General features: G+C 60.2%; 12 protein-coding genes. 3 read left to right on the top strand and 9 right to left on the bottom strand.

Annotated features, from left to right (window positions below):
- Positions 1-114: 114 nt before the first annotated feature.
- The 5 genes from LOY36_RS26420 to betI all read right to left on the bottom strand — a co-directional run bounded on the left by LOY36_RS26420 (position 115) and on the right by betI (position 7,292).
- Positions 115-1,464, bottom strand: coding sequence for a TldD/PmbA family protein (locus LOY36_RS26420; protein ID WP_258671407.1), 1,350 nt, complete (start codon positions 1,462-1,464; stop codon positions 115-117).
- On the bottom strand, positions 1,464-2,906 hold the full coding sequence (locus LOY36_RS26415; protein ID WP_258671406.1) for a TldD/PmbA family protein: 1,443 nt from the start codon (positions 2,904-2,906) through the stop codon (positions 1,464-1,466). The genes LOY36_RS26420 and LOY36_RS26415 overlap by 1 nt, the downstream gene beginning before the upstream one ends.
- A 286-nt stretch (positions 2,907-3,192) precedes the next feature.
- Positions 3,193-4,896 (bottom strand): choline dehydrogenase, encoded by a 1,704-nt coding sequence (gene betA, locus LOY36_RS26410; RefSeq protein ID WP_258671405.1) that lies wholly within the window; start codon positions 4,894-4,896, stop codon positions 3,193-3,195.
- 219 nt (positions 4,897-5,115) lie between these two features.
- Positions 5,116-6,588: a betaine-aldehyde dehydrogenase gene (gene betB, locus LOY36_RS26405; protein WP_019650270.1), complete on the bottom strand. Its 1,473-nt coding sequence runs from the start codon at positions 6,586-6,588 to the stop codon at positions 5,116-5,118.
- A 110-nt stretch (positions 6,589-6,698) separates the two neighbouring features.
- Positions 6,699-7,292: a transcriptional regulator BetI gene (betI, locus tag LOY36_RS26400; protein ID WP_018928769.1), complete on the bottom strand. Its 594-nt coding sequence runs from the start codon at positions 7,290-7,292 to the stop codon at positions 6,699-6,701.
- A 380-nt stretch (positions 7,293-7,672) separates the two neighbouring features.
- Between betI and LOY36_RS26395 the strand changes: the two genes are divergently transcribed.
- Entirely contained in the window at positions 7,673-9,622 is a 1,950-nt protein-coding gene (locus tag LOY36_RS26395; protein WP_230175556.1) for a BCCT family transporter, read from the top strand.
- Between the two features lie 313 nt (positions 9,623-9,935).
- Here the strand turns inward: LOY36_RS26395 and choV are convergent, their stop codons facing one another.
- The 3 genes from choV to LOY36_RS26380 all read right to left on the bottom strand — a co-directional run bounded on the left by choV (position 9,936) and on the right by LOY36_RS26380 (position 12,970).
- On the bottom strand, positions 9,936-11,114 hold the full coding sequence (gene choV, locus LOY36_RS26390) for a choline ABC transporter ATP-binding protein (RefSeq protein ID WP_007937962.1): 1,179 nt from the start codon (positions 11,112-11,114) through the stop codon (positions 9,936-9,938).
- Complete coding sequence (gene choW, locus LOY36_RS26385; protein WP_007937964.1) at positions 11,111-11,956, bottom strand: choline ABC transporter permease subunit; 846 nt, start codon at positions 11,954-11,956, stop codon at positions 11,111-11,113. Before choW ends, choV begins: the two co-directional genes overlap by 4 nt.
- A 66-nt stretch (positions 11,957-12,022) precedes the next feature.
- On the bottom strand, positions 12,023-12,970 hold the full coding sequence (locus LOY36_RS26380) for a choline ABC transporter substrate-binding protein (protein ID WP_018928773.1): 948 nt from the start codon (positions 12,968-12,970) through the stop codon (positions 12,023-12,025).
- Positions 12,971-13,406: 436 nt separating this feature from the next.
- On the opposite strand from LOY36_RS26380, the gene LOY36_RS26375 reads away from it, so the two are divergent.
- Both LOY36_RS26375 and LOY36_RS26370 read left to right on the top strand, forming a co-directional pair.
- Positions 13,407-14,783 carry an L-serine ammonia-lyase gene (locus LOY36_RS26375; protein WP_018928774.1) on the top strand — a complete coding sequence of 459 codons (1,377 nt, stop codon included), beginning with the start codon at positions 13,407-13,409 and terminating at the stop codon, positions 14,781-14,783.
- A 490-nt stretch (positions 14,784-15,273) separates the two neighbouring features.
- Positions 15,274-16,377 (top strand): GlxA family transcriptional regulator, encoded by a 1,104-nt coding sequence (locus LOY36_RS26370; protein WP_007975492.1) that lies wholly within the window; start codon positions 15,274-15,276, stop codon positions 16,375-16,377.
- Positions 16,378-16,538: 161 nt separating this feature from the next.
- Here the strand turns inward: LOY36_RS26370 and LOY36_RS26365 are convergent, their stop codons facing one another.
- Positions 16,539-16,802 (bottom strand): hypothetical protein, encoded by a 264-nt coding sequence (locus LOY36_RS26365; protein WP_019580667.1) that lies wholly within the window; start codon positions 16,800-16,802, stop codon positions 16,539-16,541.
- Positions 16,803-17,139 lie beyond the last annotated feature (337 nt).

Here is a 17,139-nt window from a genome sequence, read left to right as displayed (position 1 = left end):
GCGTAGCAGTCGTAAATCCGGTGAATGCGGTCTGTCTGACAGAGCGCATTTGCCGGTCTGGGGCCGCTTCGCAGCCCAACGGGGGCAAGCCCCCTCACCACAAGGTTTTTGTGTTTACAGGGTCAAGGTCAATCGGCTGACGAGCGCTCCTGGCAGCAATGCCGAAGACGTGTTCCGCTGACTGTAGGTGCTGGCCGACAACATCAGCTCGCGTTCCTCGGTCAACGCTTCCAGCTGCGAACCGAGCAGGCTGTAGGCGCTGTCATCGAAACGCATGGTGCTGACCGGTGCCTGAATCTCGCCGTTCTCGACCCAGAAGGTCGCGAACCGTGTCATGCCGGTCAGGCGCGCTGCCGGTTGGTCCGAGTAGTTCAGGTACCACAGGTTGCTGATGTACAGACCGGTGCCCAGTTGCTTGAGAATCTCGGCTTCAGGCAAAGCGCCGGCCGCCATGTTCAATGCACTTGGGGCTTCACCGCCGCCGGCGCCGTTGGCGGTCAGGCCGTATTCGGCGGCGCTGCGTGAACCGACCAGTTGCTCGCCCGCCTTGCCCTCAACAATCAGCCGCAGATCGCTGCGCGGATAACCTTCACCCGAAAACGCCGGGCTCAGGGAGCCGCTGACTTTTTCATCCAGGGACACCAACGGGCTGAACGAGCTGTCGCCACCGTAGAGCTTCTGCAGCGGACTGCTCTTGCTGGCAATCGACTGCGCCGAGAACCCGCCCCAACTGAGCATGCCCATGATTTCTTCCAGGGCTGCCGGCGCGAGGTACGCGCGGTACTGACCCGGCGCCAGCGTGCGCGTTGGCCGACCCAGAAACGCCAACTGCTCGCGGGCCTGCTGGAAACGCCGGGCAAAGCCTTTGCTGTTCCAGTCGTGCCCGGCATAGCTGGCTTTCACCGCCTGACCGTTTTCATGGAACAGGCTGAAATCGAAGTTGAAGCTGTTGGCCTGATGCCAGCCGAACGCGCCCGAAGAACTGGCGAAACCGCGACTGATCGGCCCGGCGGCATAGAAACCGACCAGATCCAGCCCCTCGCCGGCCTGAGTGATTTCAGCGACCACCTGCTCGGTATCCGGCAGCGGATGATCCTGCACGTTGTTGCTCTGCCAGTCGTCATGGTTGAGCAGCAGGTACGGGTCCTGAGGCAGCAGCGGCAGGGTCTCGCGCAACTGCTGCAGCCCCTCGGCCAGACGCTGAAGATCGACTTCCGGATCGCCCGACAACGTGATATCGAGGTCGGCGTGGCGCCCATCGTCGATCAGTTTGAAGCCGATGCTTGCCTGCTGCACCTGCCCGGCCTGACGCACCTTGGCGTGGTTGAAGCGCACGAAGGCCGACGATTCGGCGGCGTAGCTGAGGGTGAACTGCTCAGGCGTGCGCAACGCATCGCGCAGCCAGTTAACCAAGGCCTTGAACGAATCGGCCTGGCTTTTTGAAGTGCTCGTGGACGTACTCATCAGGCATCTCCCCCAAACACATCAACATTGCTGAACACACAGGCCGGCGACGCATGGCCGACACGGATCACCTGGTTCGGTTCGCCCTTGCCGCAGTTCGGCGTGCCCAGCACCTTGAAGGTGCTGACGTCACCGACGGCGCGCAGGCTCTTCCAGAATTGCGCGGAAATCGCCCGGTAATTCGGGTTCTTCACCACGCCTTTGAGTTCGCCGTTTTCGATCAACTGGCCCCATTCGCAGCCGAACTGGAACTTGTTGCGCGCATCGTCGATGGACCACGAACGGTTGGTGCTCATCAAAATGCCGTGCTCGATGTTGCCGATCAATTGCTCAAGCGATTGATCGCCAGGCTCGATGTTGAGGTTGGCCATGCGGTCGATCGGCGGGCGGTTCCAGCCGCAGGCGCGGCTGTTGGCCACGCCGTCGAGGCTGGCCCGGAACTGCGAGAGCGCGCCGCCCAATGGTCGCAGCAGCAAACCTTCCTTGATCAGAAATTGCTTGCTGGCGGCGGTGCCTTCGTCGTCATGGCCGTAGCTGGCGAGCTGTTCGGGGATGTCCGGGTCGAATGTCACGTTGAGCAGTTCGGAGCCGTATTGCAGGCGGCCGAAGTCTTCTGCCTTGACGAAACTGGTGCCGGCGTAATTGCGCTCGTCGCCGAGGATGCGGTCCAGTTCCAGCGGGTGACCGATGGACTCGTGGATTTGCAGCATCATCTGGTCGGGCATCAGCAACAGGTCGCGCGGACCTTGCGGGGTGTTCGGTGCCAGCAGCAATTGCAACGCCTGGTCGGCGACTTTCGGGCCGGCGCCGATCAGGCCGCAGCGGCTGATCACATCAAAGCCGCCCTGCTGACCGAAATTTTCGCGGCCGAGGGTGCGGGTCTGGCTGTCGCTACCGTCGTAGGCGGTGACGTCCATGCTCGGGTAGACGAAGCGCTGGGCCTGGCGCAGTTCAGCACCGGCGCTGTTGAGGTAGATCTGCTCGACGTTGGTGATGCCGATGCTCGCCTGCCAGTTCACCAGGCGTTCGTCCTTGGGCACGGCGGCGGATTCAGCGCCAAGCACTTGGTAGCATTCGCTGAGAGACGGGAAGGGCTGGTCGAGGCTCGGCGAGAAATAGTCGGCGCGGTCGCTGGAAACCGCTTGCTCACGCAAGTCGAGGAGCGCGTGGGGCTTGAGCCGACGGGCTTGCTGCTCGGCTTTCTCCAGCGCGGCTTGTAGCCCGGACTGGGACAGGTCGTTGGTCGCGGCATAGGCTTCGACGCCGTTGACCCGAACGGTCAGCATCGCACCTTCGTCCCGGCTCAGGCTCGGCGGTTCGGCGACGTTCTTGCGCACCGACAGGTACTGGCCGGATTCGCGTACATAACGCAGCGAAAAGAATTCAGCGCCCGTGCGCAACGCAGCAAAGCGCTGCTTGAGCTGGGGGTGGAAATCGAACATTCGGGAACCTCCTTGGTATGGAGTGGCGGCGAATCGGTGTTGCGAGGGGGGGTGAAACGTTTGCGTGGCGCTAGATTAGGCCTGCGTGGGGGTAGGATCAAGTGAAGAGAGGTGTAGGAAGAGTTGAGGTTGGCTGAGCCAGGAATTTATAGGCTGATCATTCCCACGCTCTGCGTGGGAATGCCGCCATGGAAGCTCTGTGTCCGCTGTGTGACGCGGAGCGTCACGGGATGCATTCCCACGCGGAGCGTGGGAATGATCAAGGCCGCGCCTCGGTGTAACTGCGTTACTGAGCGGTAGGGCTCACATCCCGCAACGGCTTACCCTTCACCGGTGCACCGCCGGCCACGTAGTATTTGGCCTTGCTGCGTGGCAGTGGCTTGCGACCGCGGATCTTGTCGGCGATTTTCTCGGCCATCATGATCGTTGGTGCGTTCAGGTTGCCGGTGGTGATGATCGGCATGATCGAGGCATCGACCACGCGCAGGCCTTGCATGCCATGTACACGACCTTCGCCATCGACCACGGCCATTTCGTCGGTGCCCATCTTGCACGAGCAGGACGGGTGGAACGCGGTTTCGGCGTGCTCGCGGATGAACTTGTCCAGCTGCTCGTCGGTTTGCACGTCGATGCCGGGGCTGATTTCGCGACCACGGAAGGCATCCAGCGCCGGCTGTTGCATGATTTCACGGGTCAGGCGGATGCCATCGCGGAATTCCTGCCAGTCCTGCTCGGTAGCCATGTAGTTGAACAGGATGCTCGGGTATTCGCGCGGATCCTTGGACTTGGCCTGGATACGACCGCGGCTTGGCGAACGCATGGAACCCATGTGCGCCTGGAAGCCGTGCTCTTTCACGCCGTTGCTGCCGTTGTAGTTAATCGCTACCGGCAGGAAGTGATACTGGATGTTCGGCCATTCGAATTCCGGGCGGGTACGAATGAAACCGCCGGCTTCGAACTGGTTGCTGGCGCCGATGCCGGTGCCGTTGAACAGCCACTCGGCACCGATGGCCGGTTGGTTGTGCAGGAGCAGCGACGGGTACAGCGAAACCGGTTGGGTGCAGGCGTATTGCAGGTACAACTCGAGGTGATCCTGCAGGTTTTCACCGACGCCCGGCAGGTCGTGGACCACCGGAATATCAAGCTTTTTCAGCAGTTCGGCCGGGCCGACACCGGAGCGTTGCAGGATCTGCGGCGACGCGATGGCGCCGGAGCACAGCAACACTTCCTTGCGGGCACGGACTTCAACGCGCTCTTCAGCCGCGCCGATCAGGTAACGCACGCCGACTGCACGCTTGCCTTCGAAAAGAATCTTGTCGGTCAGGGCGTGGGTGACGATGGTCAGGGTCGAACGCTTCTTGGCGATGTCCAGGTAACCGCGAGCGGTACTGGAGCGACGGCCTTTCGGCGTCACGGTGCGGTCCATCGGGCCGAAGCCTTCCTGCTGGTAACCGTTCAAGTCTTCGGTACGCGGGTAACCTGCTTGTACGCCTGCTTCAACCATCGCACTGAACAGCGGGTTGTTGCCGGCTTTAGGCGTGGTCACGCTGACCGGACCTTCACCACCGTGGTAGTCGTTCGGGCCGATGTCACGGGTTTCCGCCTTGCGGAAATACGGCAGGCAGTCGAGGTAAGTCCAGTCTTCCAGACCTGGCAGTTTTGCCCAGCCGTCGTAGTCCATGGCGTTGCCGCGGATGTAGCACATGCCGTTGATCAGCGAAGAACCACCCAGGCCCTTGCCGCGACCGCATTCCATCCGGCGACCGTCCATGTGTGGCTCTGGATCGGTTTCGTACGCCCAGTTGTAGCGACGACCTTGCAGCGGGAACGCCAAAGCCGCTGGCATTTGTGTGCGGAAATCCAGACGGTAATCCGGGCCGCCCGCTTCGAGCAGCAGGACGGTGACGCCTTCGTCTTCAGTCAGACGGGTCGCCAGGGTGTTACCGGCGGAGCCGGCACCGATGATGATGTAATCGAATACTTGGGACATTGAATGCACCCTCTTTGAAGTTGGTCAGGTCGCGGGTCGCCGATGCGCTGCGTGACCTGTGGCGAGGGGGCTTGCCCCCGTTCGGCTGCGCAGCAGTCGTAAAATCAGCGACCACGCTCTATCTGAAGACTTGCGATGTCTGGATGGGGGCCGCTTCGCGACCCAACGGGGCGATGCGGCGTTCCGACAAGCCCCCTCGCCACAGAGACCTCGCAGGCCTTAGAAAACCGAGGCGTAATCGCCCAGTTCGACCTGTACCGATTTGATGCGTGTGAAGTTGTTCAGCGAGCTGATGCCGTTCTCACGGCCCACGCCCGACTGCTTGTAGCCGCCGACCGGCATCTTGGCGTCGGACTCGCCCCAGGCGTTGATCCAGCAGATACCGGCTTCCAGTTGATGAATCACGCGGTGCGCGCGGTTCAGGTCTTTGGTAACGACGCCGGCAGCCAGGCCGAAGTCGGTGTCGTTGGCGCGACGGATCACTTCTTCTTCGGTTTCGTAGCTCAGGATGCTCATCACCGGGCCGAAGATTTCTTCGCGCACGATGGTCATTTCGTCGGTGCAGTCGGTGAACACGGTCGGCGCCACGAATGCGCCTTTGGCGAATTCGCCGTCGGTCAGACGAGCGCCGCCGCACAGCAGGCGAGCACCTTCTTCCTTACCTTTGGCGATGTAACCCAGCACGCTTTCCATGTGGGCGAAGCTGACCAGCGGGCCGAAGTTGGTGTTTTCGTCTTCCGGGTTGCCAACGCGGATGCGTGCAACGCGCTCAACGATCTTGGCTTCGAACGCGGCTTTCAGGTGGCTCGGGACGAACACGCGAGTGCCGTTGGTGCAGACCTGACCGGAGCTGTAGAAGTTGGCCATCATCGCGGTGTCGGCGGCGCGATCGAGGTCGGCGTCGTCGAAAATGATCAGCGGGGATTTGCCGCCCAGTTCCATGGTCACGTCTTTCAGCGTGGAAGCGGAAGCGCTGGCCATGACTTTCTTGCCGGTGTCGGTGCCGCCGGTGAAGGAGACTTTTTCGATGCGTGGGTGTTCGGTCAGCCAGGTGCCGACTTCACGGCCGCTGCCGGTCAACACGTTGAACACACCAGCCGGCAGGCCGGCTTCGGTGTAGATCTCGGCCAGTTTCAGGGTGGTCAGCGAGGTGACTTCGCTTGGCTTGAAGATCATCGCGTTACCGGCCGCCAGGGCTGGAGCGGATTTCCACAGGGCGATCTGGATCGGGTAGTTCCACGCGCCGATACCGGCCACGATGCCCAGTGGCTCGCGACGGGTGTAGACGAAAGAAGTGGTGCGCAGTGGAATCTGCTCGCCTTCGATGGCCGGTACCAGACCTGCGTAGTATTCCAGCACGTCAGCGCCGGTGACGATGTCGACGTAACGGGTTTCGGAGTACGCCTTGCCGGTGTCCAGGGTTTCCAGGGCGGCCAGTTCATCGTTGCGCTCGCGCAGGATGTCGACGGCACGACGCAGGATGCGCGAACGCTCCATGGCGGTCATCGCGGCCCAGATTTTCTGGCCCTTTTCGGCACTGACCACTGCACGCTCGACGTCTTCCTTGGTCGCACGTTGTACTTTTGCGAGGACTTCACCGTTAGCCGGGTTGATGGCTTCGAAGGTGGCGTCGCTGCTGGCGTCACTGTAGCCGCCGTCGATGTAGAGTTTTTGCAGTTCGAAACGGGCCATAAAGTCCTCGCAAGTGCATAAGTTGGTTGGCGTTGACCACTGGGACGTGCCGTGTAGCGTTGGCGACGCTGATCAGTGGCGTTCAGGGGCTGAGCGGTTTTATGTGTGCTCTAACTCACCTGCTTGGCCAATTGGATATCCATGTATTCGTAAGCGATTCTTTGCGCCTGCTCGGTGTCGAAAGCATCTCCCGACAGCGCGCCGCGCAACCACAAACCGTCAATGAGGGCTGCCAGGCCCCGGGCGGCGCTGCGCGCTTGATCAAGCGGCAACGCACGGCGGAACTGGCAGCACAGGTTGGAATACAGACGGTGATCGTTGATCCGCTGCAACCTGTGCAAAGACGGCTGGTGCATGCTGGTGGCCCAGAAGGCCAACCAGGTTTTCATTGCCGGGCCATTGACCTGGCTGGCGTCGAAGTTGCCTTCGATAATCACCTGCAGATGCGCCCGTGGGCTGTCATCTGCCATCGCCTGACGGCGCGCGGTGACGTTCTCGCTGAGGACGCTCATCAGATACCGCATCGTGGCGGCGATCAGGCCATTCTTGTCCTGAAAATAGTGACTGATGATGCCATTCGAGACACCGGCCAAACGGGCGATCAGCGCAATGCTGGCGTCCCCCATGCCGACCTGATCGACGGCCTGTAGCGTGGCTTCGATCAATTGCTGGCGGCGGATGGGTTGCATACCGACCTTGGGCATCTTGCACATCTCCTTAGGCCTTCCGGTGGACGAAATACGCCTACCGGATTGAGGGCCAGTCTATTTTGTTTTGATTGAACGTTCAATCAACAAAGAATAAGATCTGCGACAATTCGTCGCTGCCTACAGGTTTTTCCTACGTGTAGTGGGCGGAAAAACGACATCTGAACATGCTCGAAACCCACACGCACTGGCGTTCCATGGGTTTCGGGCTTTTTTCGGGGTGTCTTTATATCACCCGCCGGTCGGCTGCCAACTAATCGATTGGTCGGGTAACGCGTTGCCTTGTGTTCTTCTCTCGCACTGCCCGGAGCATCTGTGCCATGAGTTCTGCCTCTCTAATAAAGACCCCACCCGAGAAGGTGACGGTCAACGGTTGGGTGTTCTACACCTCTACCGCGTTGATTCTGTTGTTGACCGCCATTCTGATCATCGCCCCGCAAGAGGCCGGCAGAATGCTCGGCATTGCCCAGGCGTGGTTGTCCCGCAGCTTCGGCTGGTACTACATGGTGGTGATCGCCGCCTACCTGGTGTTTGTGGTTGGCCTGGCGTTTTCGTCCTATGGCAAGCTCAAGCTGGGCAGCAAGGACGATACCCCGGACTTCAGCTATGGCGCCTGGGCGGGGATGCTGTTCTCGTCGGGTATCGGCATCTCGCTGTTGTACTTCGGTGCGTCCGAGCCGCTGGACCATTACTTCAACCCGCCGGAAGGCGTGGCCGGCAGCAACCTTGCCGCACGTCAGGCAGTGCAGCTGACGTTCCTGCATTGGGGCCTGCATGGCTGGGCGATCTACGCTTTGGTCGGCCTGGCCGTGGCGTACTTTGCTTATCGTCATAACCAGCCGCTGGCGCTGCGTTCGGCGCTGTATCCGTTGGTCGGCGAGCGTTGGGTCAAAGGCGCGGCCGGTCATGCGGTGGACGGTTTCGGCATGTTCGTGACCCTGCTGGGGCTGGTGACGAACCTGGGGATTGGTTCGCTGCAAGTCTCGTCGGGGCTGGAAAACCTGTTCGGCATGGCGCACAGCAACACCAACTTGCTGATCGTGATCATCGTGATGAGCACCGTGGCGACCATTGCAGCGGTGTCCGGTGTGGAAAACGGCATTCGTCGTCTGTCCAACCTGAACATCGTGCTGTTCAGCGGTCTGCTGATTTTCGTGCTGTTGTTCGGCCCGACCCTGCACCTGCTCAACGGCTTTGTGCAGAACATTGGTGACTACCTGAATGGCGTGGTGCTAAAGACCTTCGACCTCTACGTGTATGAAGGCGACAGTGAGAAGTCTGACCGCTGGCTGGGTCTGTGGACCCTGTTCTACTGGGCCTGGTGGATTTCCTGGGCACCATTTGTCGGCATGTTCATCGCGCGTATTTCCCGTGGTCGCACGGTGCGGGAACTGGTCGCCGGTGTGCTGCTGATCCCGCTGGGTTTCACCCTGGCATGGCTGTCGATCTTCGGTAACTCGGCCCTGGACCTGGTGATGAACCATGGGGCGGTGGAGCTCGGGAAGACGGCGCTGGAACAGCCATCGATGGCGATCTACCAGTTGCTTGAGCATTACCCGGCGTCGAAAGTTGTCATTGGCGTGTCGATTTTTGTCGGTTTCGTGCTGTTCCTGACCCCGGCGGACTCCGGCGCGGTGATGATGGCCAACCTTTCGTGCAAGGGCGGCAACGTCGACGAAGATGCGCCGCACTGGCTGCGGATTTTCTGGTCGGTGGTGATCACCCTGGTGACCATCGGTCTGCTGTTCGCCGGTAACTTCGAAGCTATGCAAACCATGGTGGTGCTGGCAGGGCTGCCGTTCTCGGTGGTGCTGGTGTTCTTCATGTTCGGCTTGCACAAGGCCATGCGCCAGGACGTGCAGATCGAACAGGAGCAAGCGGAACTGGCGGCGCGTGGTCGTCGTGGTTTCAGCGAGCGTCTGACCCAGCTGGATTTGCAGCCGAATCAGTCGATTGTTCAGCGTTTCATGGACAAACAAGTCAGCCCGGCGCTGGAAGAGGCCGTGGTTCAACTGCGCGGCAAGGGCCTGGACGTGCAAACGTTGCTGGGCAAAGCCAAGCGTTGCATGGGCCTGCGGATCGAGATGGAAGAGGGCAATCCTTTTGTCTACGAAGTGAGCCTGGACGGTTATCTGGCGGCGGCGAGCGAAACGGTGTCGGCCGAAAGTGCCGATGAACCGCGCGCACGTTACTACCGCGCTGAGGTGTACCTGCACAACGGCAGCCAGGACTATGACTTGATGGGCTTCACTCAGGATCAGATCACCCGTGACGTGCTCGATCAGTTTGAAAGCCATCGGCAGCTGCTTGGCCGGGTTTATAGCTGAGTAGTGATAGATCGTTCCCGCGCTTTGCGTGGGAACGCCAAGGGGCTCAATTGAGCCCCTTTTTTGCGCTTCGCTGATCGATTGTGGCGAGGGAGCTTGCTCCCGCTCGACTGCGCAGCAGTCGCAAATCCGGATAGCATGCTCAGTCTGAATGACCGTGGTGTCGGGGTGTCGGGGTGTCGGGGTGTGGGGTTGCTCCGCGACCCAACGGGGGCAAGCCCCCTCGCCACAGTAGTCCGCGTTTACAGCTGAATATCTGCACAAACAAAAACGCCGCGATCATCTCGCGGCGTTTTCGTGTCTGCTGTCTTGCTTACCCCAGGTTCTTGCCGAGCAGCGCGTGGTACAGCTCGCTGTCGCCCAGGATCCCGACCACTTTGTTGTTGTCGTGCAGCACCAGCTTGTTGCCGGTCTGGTAACGAATCTGCAGCGCGTCGCGCATACCGATGTTGGAGTCCACCAGCGTTGGTCGACGACCCAGGGCTTCAACCGCTTGCCCCGGTATCCAGTTCTGCAGGTCCAGGCTCGAGCCGTTCTGGCGTGCGCCTTTGATGGTGTTGCCTTCGGCCAGGTCCAGCCAAGAATCGCCGCCCGGATCCAGGCACACCGAACCGTTGATGCGTTTGCAGTTGTCCAGGGTGCGCATCAGGCTGCGACCACACAATACGTTCAGCGGATTGGTGTGGGCGACGAAGGTGCGCACGTAATCGTCCGCAGGGTTCAGGACGATTTCTTCCGGCACGCTGTACTGGATGATCCGGCCGTCTTTCATGATCGCGATACGGCTGCCCAGCTTCAGGGCTTCATCGAGGTCGTGGCTCACGAAGACGATGGTCTTGCTCAGCTTGTTTTGCAGTTCCAGCAGTTCGTCTTGCAGGCCTTGGCGAATCAGCGGGTCGAGGGCCGAGAACGGCTCGTCCATCAGCAGGATGTCGGCGTCCATCGCCAGCGCGCGGGCCAGGCCGACACGCTGCTGCATGCCGCCGGAGAGCTCATTGGGTTTCTTGTTGCGCCACTGGGTCAGGCCCACCAGCTCAAGCTTCTCGTCCACCAGTTTGCGGCGTTCTTTCTCGGGGCGACCCTGCATTTCCAGACCGAAGCTGATGTTCTCGCGCACTGTCAGCCAGGGCATCAGGGCGAACTTCTGGAACACCATCGCGATGCGCTTGGTGCGCATCATCTTCAGTTCCGCCGGGGTGCAGGACGCGATGTCGATCTGCCGGCCTTCGTGTTCGACGAACAACTTGCCACGGCTAACGGTGTTGAGGCCGTTGATGCAGCGCAACAGGCTGGATTTGCCGGAGCCGGACAAACCCATCAGCACACAGATTTCACCTTTTTCGATGTCCAGGCTGGCCTTTTCGACACCGACGATTTGCCCGGTCTTTTTCAGAATCTCGTTGCGGGTCATGCCCTGGTCGAGCAGTTTGAGAGCCGCGCGTGGATCTTTGGAGAAGATCACGTCCACGTCTTCGAAGCGAATAATGCTCATGCGTCACCCCCTACTTTGGCTTCGGGTTGTTTGCAGATACGGTCGAGCATGATCGCCAGCAGTACGATCGCCAGGCCTGCTTCGAAGCCCAGTGCGATATCAGCAGTGTTCAGTGCGTTGACCACGGGTTTGCCCAGGCCGTCGGCGCCCACCAGTGCCGCAATCACCACCATCGACAACGACAGCATGATGCACTGGGTGATACCGGCCGCGATGCTTGGCATGGCGTGGGGCAGTTCGATGCGCGAGAGCAACTGACGGCGGGAACAGCCGAAGGCTTTGCCGGCGTCCATCAGTTCGTCCGGAACATCGCGGATGCCCAGGTAGGTCAGGCGGATGGGCGCGGCAATCGCGAACACCACCGTCGAGATCAGACCCGGGACCACACCCAGACCGAAGAGGGTCAGGGTAGGAATGAGGTACACGAACGTCGGTACGGTCTGCATCAGATCGAGCACCGGCCGCATCATTGTGTAGAACATCGGTTTGTGCGCGGCGACGATGCCCAACGGCACGCCGATCACCACGCAGACCAGGGTGGCGAACAACACCTGGGCGAGGGTTTCCATGGTTTCCTGCCAGTACCCCAGATTGAGGATCAGCAGGAAGGAGGCGATGACGAAAACGGTCAGGCCCCATTTGCGTTGGATGAAATGTGCCAGTAGCGCGATGAGGCCGATCAATGCCAGCGGGTTGAACCAGGTCAGCGCAAAAGTCACGCCGTGGATCATCGTTTCCAGTGACACGGCGATGGCGTCGAAGGTGCTGGCGCCGTGTTGCGTCAACCATTCAACGAAGCTCGCGATGTACTGGCCTAAGGGTATTTTCTGATCAATCAGCATGGTAGTGAACGTCCGCATGCAAGGAAATAAACAGCCCGGGCAGGCGAGCCTGCCCGGCGTAAGCGATTACTGCGCGAGCTTGGCTTTCACGGCCTCCAGGCCTGGTTTACCGTCAATGGTGGTCACGCCAGCGAGCCAGGTATCGAGCACCTGTGGGTTCTTTTTCAGCCAGGCCTTGGCGGCCGCTTCAGGCTTCATCTTGTCGTCCAGGATGTTGCCCATCAGCGTACTCTCCATGTCGACGGTGAACTCCAGGTTTTTCAGCAGTTGGCCGACGTTGCTGCACTCTTGGGTATACCCCTTGCGAGTGTTGGTCGCAACGGTGGCAGCACCGAAATCCGGGCCGAAGAAGTCATCGCCACCGGTCAAGTACTGAATCTTGAAACGTTTGTTCATCGGGTGCGGTGCCCAGCCGAGGAACACCACGGCGGTGTCGCGTTTTTGCGCACGGTCGACTTGCGACAGCATGCCCGCTTCGCTGGACTCGACGACTTTGAAACCGGCGGTTTTGAGACCGAAGGCGTCTTTGTCGATCATGCTCTGGATCAGACGGTTGCCGTCGTTGCCTGGTTCGATACCGTAGATCTTGCCGTCGAGTTCTTTCTTGAATTTGGCGATGTCGGCAAAGTCATGCAGCCCTTTGTCGTACAGCGCTTGTGGTACGGCGAGGGTGTATTTGGCACCTTTGAGGTTGGTGCGCACGGTTTCCACGGTGCCGGCATCCCGATAGGCCTTGATGTCGTTTTCCATGGTCGGCATCCAGTTACCCAGGAACACGTCCATGTTCTTGCCGTCGGCCAGGGACTTGTAGGTCACCGGCACGGAAATCATCGTGGTCTTGGTCTTGTAGCCGAGGGCGTTGAGCACAACGCTGGTGGTCGCGGTGGTCGCGGTAATGTCCGTCCAGCCGACATCGGAGAAGTTTACGGTGCTGCATTGGGCCGGCTCTGCGGCTTGAGCCAGGAACGGCAGACTCAGCATGGCGGCCAACAACAACGACGGGGAACCTTTCATAGGGGCGACTCCTAAGTGTTTTTTTTGGCAGTGTTCCGACTGGACCACCGCACTTATCTGTTGCGGTTGGATGGCGTTTTGGAGACAGCTCTACCACAGCGCCTTGCAATCGAGTCGATACGATCATGTACCAGTGAAAATCTGACGCCTACAGGGTGCGTCGTAACCAGTACAGGGATGGTCGCATCCAGTGTCGGTGACGTCGTTTACAGCTTTTTTCAGCCCGATTTGCCCCGCTGATCCGCAAAAAAGCGGCGAAAACATTGCGTAAGAGACCTGCGGCGCTAGTGGGCATGAGTGCGTCGGTGTGAGACGTTGAACGACATGGTAAAAGCCTGATGATGCGGCCATCTCGACGGATTGCAGCTTGAGAGTAGCAGCTCCGTCACTGGGCGCTTTTGCGCCTGGAGCAGGCACATCCAGGAGTTCAGCAGTAATGGCTATCAGCGTTTTCGACCTGTTCAAAATCGGCATCGGCCCTTCCAGTTCGCACACCGTGGGGCCTATGCGCGCCGCGGCGCTGTTCGTGCAAGGTTTGCGCGAGCGGGGGCTTCTGGAGCAGGTGTGTCGCATCGAAGTTCAGCTATACGGATCGCTCTCGGCCACCGGCATCGGCCACGGCAGCGACAACGCGGTGATCATGGGGTTGATGGGCGAGTGGCCCGACGCGATCGATCCGTCGCAAATCGGCATCCGTATAGAAGCCTTGCGTGAAACCCACACGCTATTGCTCGACGGCCGCTTGTCGGTCCCGTTCATCTGGGCTCGGGACATGCGCCTGATCGACGAGAACCTGCCGTTCCATCCGAACGCCATGACCCTGGTCGCCGAAGGCGATCACGGCGAGCTGCATCGCGATACCTACTATTCCATCGGCGGCGGTTTTGTCGTCGACGAGGCGCAAGCTTCCAGCGGTGTGGTGGATCTGGATAACACCGTGCTGCCTTACGATTTCTCCAGTGCCGTCGAATTGCTCAGCCTGTGCAAGAAGCACAACCTGCGCGTGGCCGAATTGATGATGGCCAACGAGAAAGTCTGGCGCAGCGAAGAAGAAATCCGCAGCGGCCTGATGAAGCTCTGGCGCGCCATGCAGGATTGTGTGGAGCAAGGCCTCAAGCACGAAGGCATCCTGCCCGGCGGTCTTAATGTGCGCCGTCGCGCGGCCAAGTTGCACCGCAGCTTGCAAGAGCTGAACAAGCCCAACGTGATCGGCTCGACCTTGAGCGCGATGGAGTGGGTCAACCTGTTCGCGTTGGCGGTCAACGAAGAAAACGCTGCCGGCGGGCGCATGGTCACGGCACCGACCAACGGTGCGGCGGGGATCATTCCGGCGGTGTTGCACTACTTTATGAAATTCAGCGAGGCAGTGACCGACGCCAATGTGGTCGATTACTTCCTCAGTGCCGCGGCGGTAGGGATTCTGTGCAAAAAGAACGCCTCGATCTCCGGTGCCGAAGTCGGTTGCCAGGGGGAAGTCGGTTCGGCTTGCGCCATGGCGGCGGCCGGGTTGGCGGAGGTTCTCGGTGCTACGCCGGAGCAGTTGTGCAACGCGGCGGAAATCGGCCTGGAACACAACCTCGGCCTGACTTGCGACCCGGTGGGCGGGCTGGTGCAGGTGCCGTGCATCGAGCGCAATGCGATTGCCGCGGTGAAAGCGATCAACGCCGCGCAAATGGCGCTGCGCGGTGATGGCCAGCACTTTATCTCGCTGGACCGGGTGATCCGTACCATGCGTGATACCGGTGCCGACATGCACGACAAATATAAAGAGACATCGCGCGGTGGCTTGGCGGTTAGCGCGGTGGAGTGCTGAAACCGAGTTGACCTGTGGAGAGGGGGCAAGCCTGCTCTCCACAAAGACCTCATGTGCTACACCAGACCAGTCAAAACTGCGCACCAAGTGAACACGCGCACTAAAACGCGCCACCTTTTGGCGCGTCGCAAACAGGCAAGCCCGGCTCCCCGGTCGGGGATCAAATTCAAACCCTGACCGTTCGTCACCTGTGCCAGCGGTGACACTCTTGACCGCCGCGTCGCAGACCTGTTCCCACAAGTGCTACCGATTTGCTCACACGCAACAGGGGCACGGGTTTGGGGCCTTTGATGGCACTTTTAACCTCTTATCTCTGCGCGCCATATCTAGACGCATCGCGACGTCGTTTTCAGGAGTTATTGAACGCGCATTCAATTTAGGCATGGCAATTGCTCTGTCATTACAAAGCCCGTCTCCCACGCGAGAACGATGGCAATAAAAAGAGCCTCCGCCTGAGGCCATCACCCGCTTTGTGTGAGGAGATACCGCGATGACGACGTTCAACTCCGGGGCCCAACCCCAGAACCGTGCGCCTCAATCCATCGGCTTTCTGCTGCTGGACAATTTCACGCTGATTTCTCTGGCCTCCGCAGTAGAACCCCTGCGCATGGCCAACCAATTGTCCGGCCGCGAGCTGTATCGCTGGACCACGCTCACCGTCGATGGCGGTCAGGTCTGGGCCAGTGACGGCCTGCAGATCACCCCCGACGCCTCCATGCACAAAGCACCACCCATGGACACCGTCATTGTCTGCGGCGGCATCGGCATTCAGCGCACCGTAACCCGTGAGCATGTGTCGTGGCTGCAAAGCCAGGCGCGTCAGTCCCGTCGTCTCGGCGCGGTCTGCACCGGCAGCTGGGCCCTGGCGTGCGCCGGCCTGCTGGACGGTTTCGATTGCAGCGTGCACTGGGAATGTCTGGCCGCTATGCAGGAAGCTTTCCCGCGTGTGGCCATGAGTACCCGTCTGTTCACCCTCGACCGTAACCGGTTCACCAGCTCCGGCGGCACTGCGCCGCTGGACATGATGCTGCACCTGATCAGCCGTGATCACGGTCGTGAACTGTCGGCCGCGATTTCGGAGATGTTCGTCTACGAGCGTATCCGCAACGAGCAGGATCACCAGCGCGTGCCGCTCAAGCACATGCTCGGCACCAACCAGCCGAAACTGCAGGAAATCGTGGCGCTGATGGAGGCTAACCTCGAAGAGCCGATCGACCTTGATGAACTGGCGGTTTATGTCGCCGTTTCGCGTCGTCAGCTGGAGCGGCTGTTCCAGAAATACCTGCACTGTTCGCCGTCGCGTTACTACCTGAAACTGCGCCTGATCCGTGCTCGGCAACTGCTCAAGCAAACGCCGATGTCGATCATCGAAGTGGCGTCGGTGTGTGGGTTCGTGTCCACGCCGCACTTCTCCAAGTGCTACCGCGAATACTTCGGCATTCCACCGCGTGACGAGCGCGTAGGCTCCAATACCACGCAACAAGTGGCGATGATGCCGCTGCCGCAAGCCTTGGTGCTGTCGCCGTTGTCCGGGCCGCTGTCGGCGTTGAGCCAGGCGCGTAATGAATCGACGTTTGCCAGCGTAAGGCTCTAAACCAGGCAAACTATAGTGGCGAGGGAGCTTGCTCCCGCTGGGCTGCGGAGCAGCCCCAAAACCGGTACATGCATTCTTCATTCACATGTACCGGTTTTGCGACCGCTTCGCGCTCGAGCGGGAGCAAGCTCCCTCGCCACAAAGTGTTCACACCCCGGAAATCAGGCGCTATGGCTCTGTTGGTATTGCGCCAATGCCGGTAACAGTTGCTTGTCAATGGCCTGACGCACGGCCGGCTGGATTGACGCGCTGCTGGTGTACATCTGCTTGACCATGGTTCGCAGTTCCATTGCCCGCTCGTTGTTCAAGCCCCGTACTGCGCATTCGCAGGCTTGCTCGGCGGTTGCGCCGGGGGGCACTGAAAACCCCAACGCTTTCAGCTGGCTCAACAGGTCTTCCTGGTCTATCAAATCGGCGTACATCATGACGCAATCCTTCTTCAGGGAACGGTGTCGTGGTTCGATTCTGGTAGGGGCTGTGGGTGTCGGCAAGGACGATTTGTCGCAATGGCCGCAATACCTATGAACAGGTCGCTTTCGGCTAACTTGCAAAAGAGGGGAGTAGGCACACTGGACTCAGCTGGCTTCACGAAGGTTTGGTCACCCTCGCGCATCAGCTCCTCAACAGTACCCTCCTCAGCTCCGATCTTGTCACGGCTTGATCGGGGTTTTTTTTGCCTGCGAATCCAGAATTTGTGTTGTTTGTGCGGACGCCATCGCGGCGGTGCGGCGATCCGACAAGCCACGCTCCCACAGGGGTCGT

The sequence above is a fragment of the Pseudomonas sp. B21-019 genome (assembly GCF_024749225.1).
Lineage (GTDB): Bacteria > Pseudomonadota > Gammaproteobacteria > Pseudomonadales > Pseudomonadaceae > Aquipseudomonas.
This window is presented reverse-complemented; position numbering and strand designations above follow the sequence as displayed.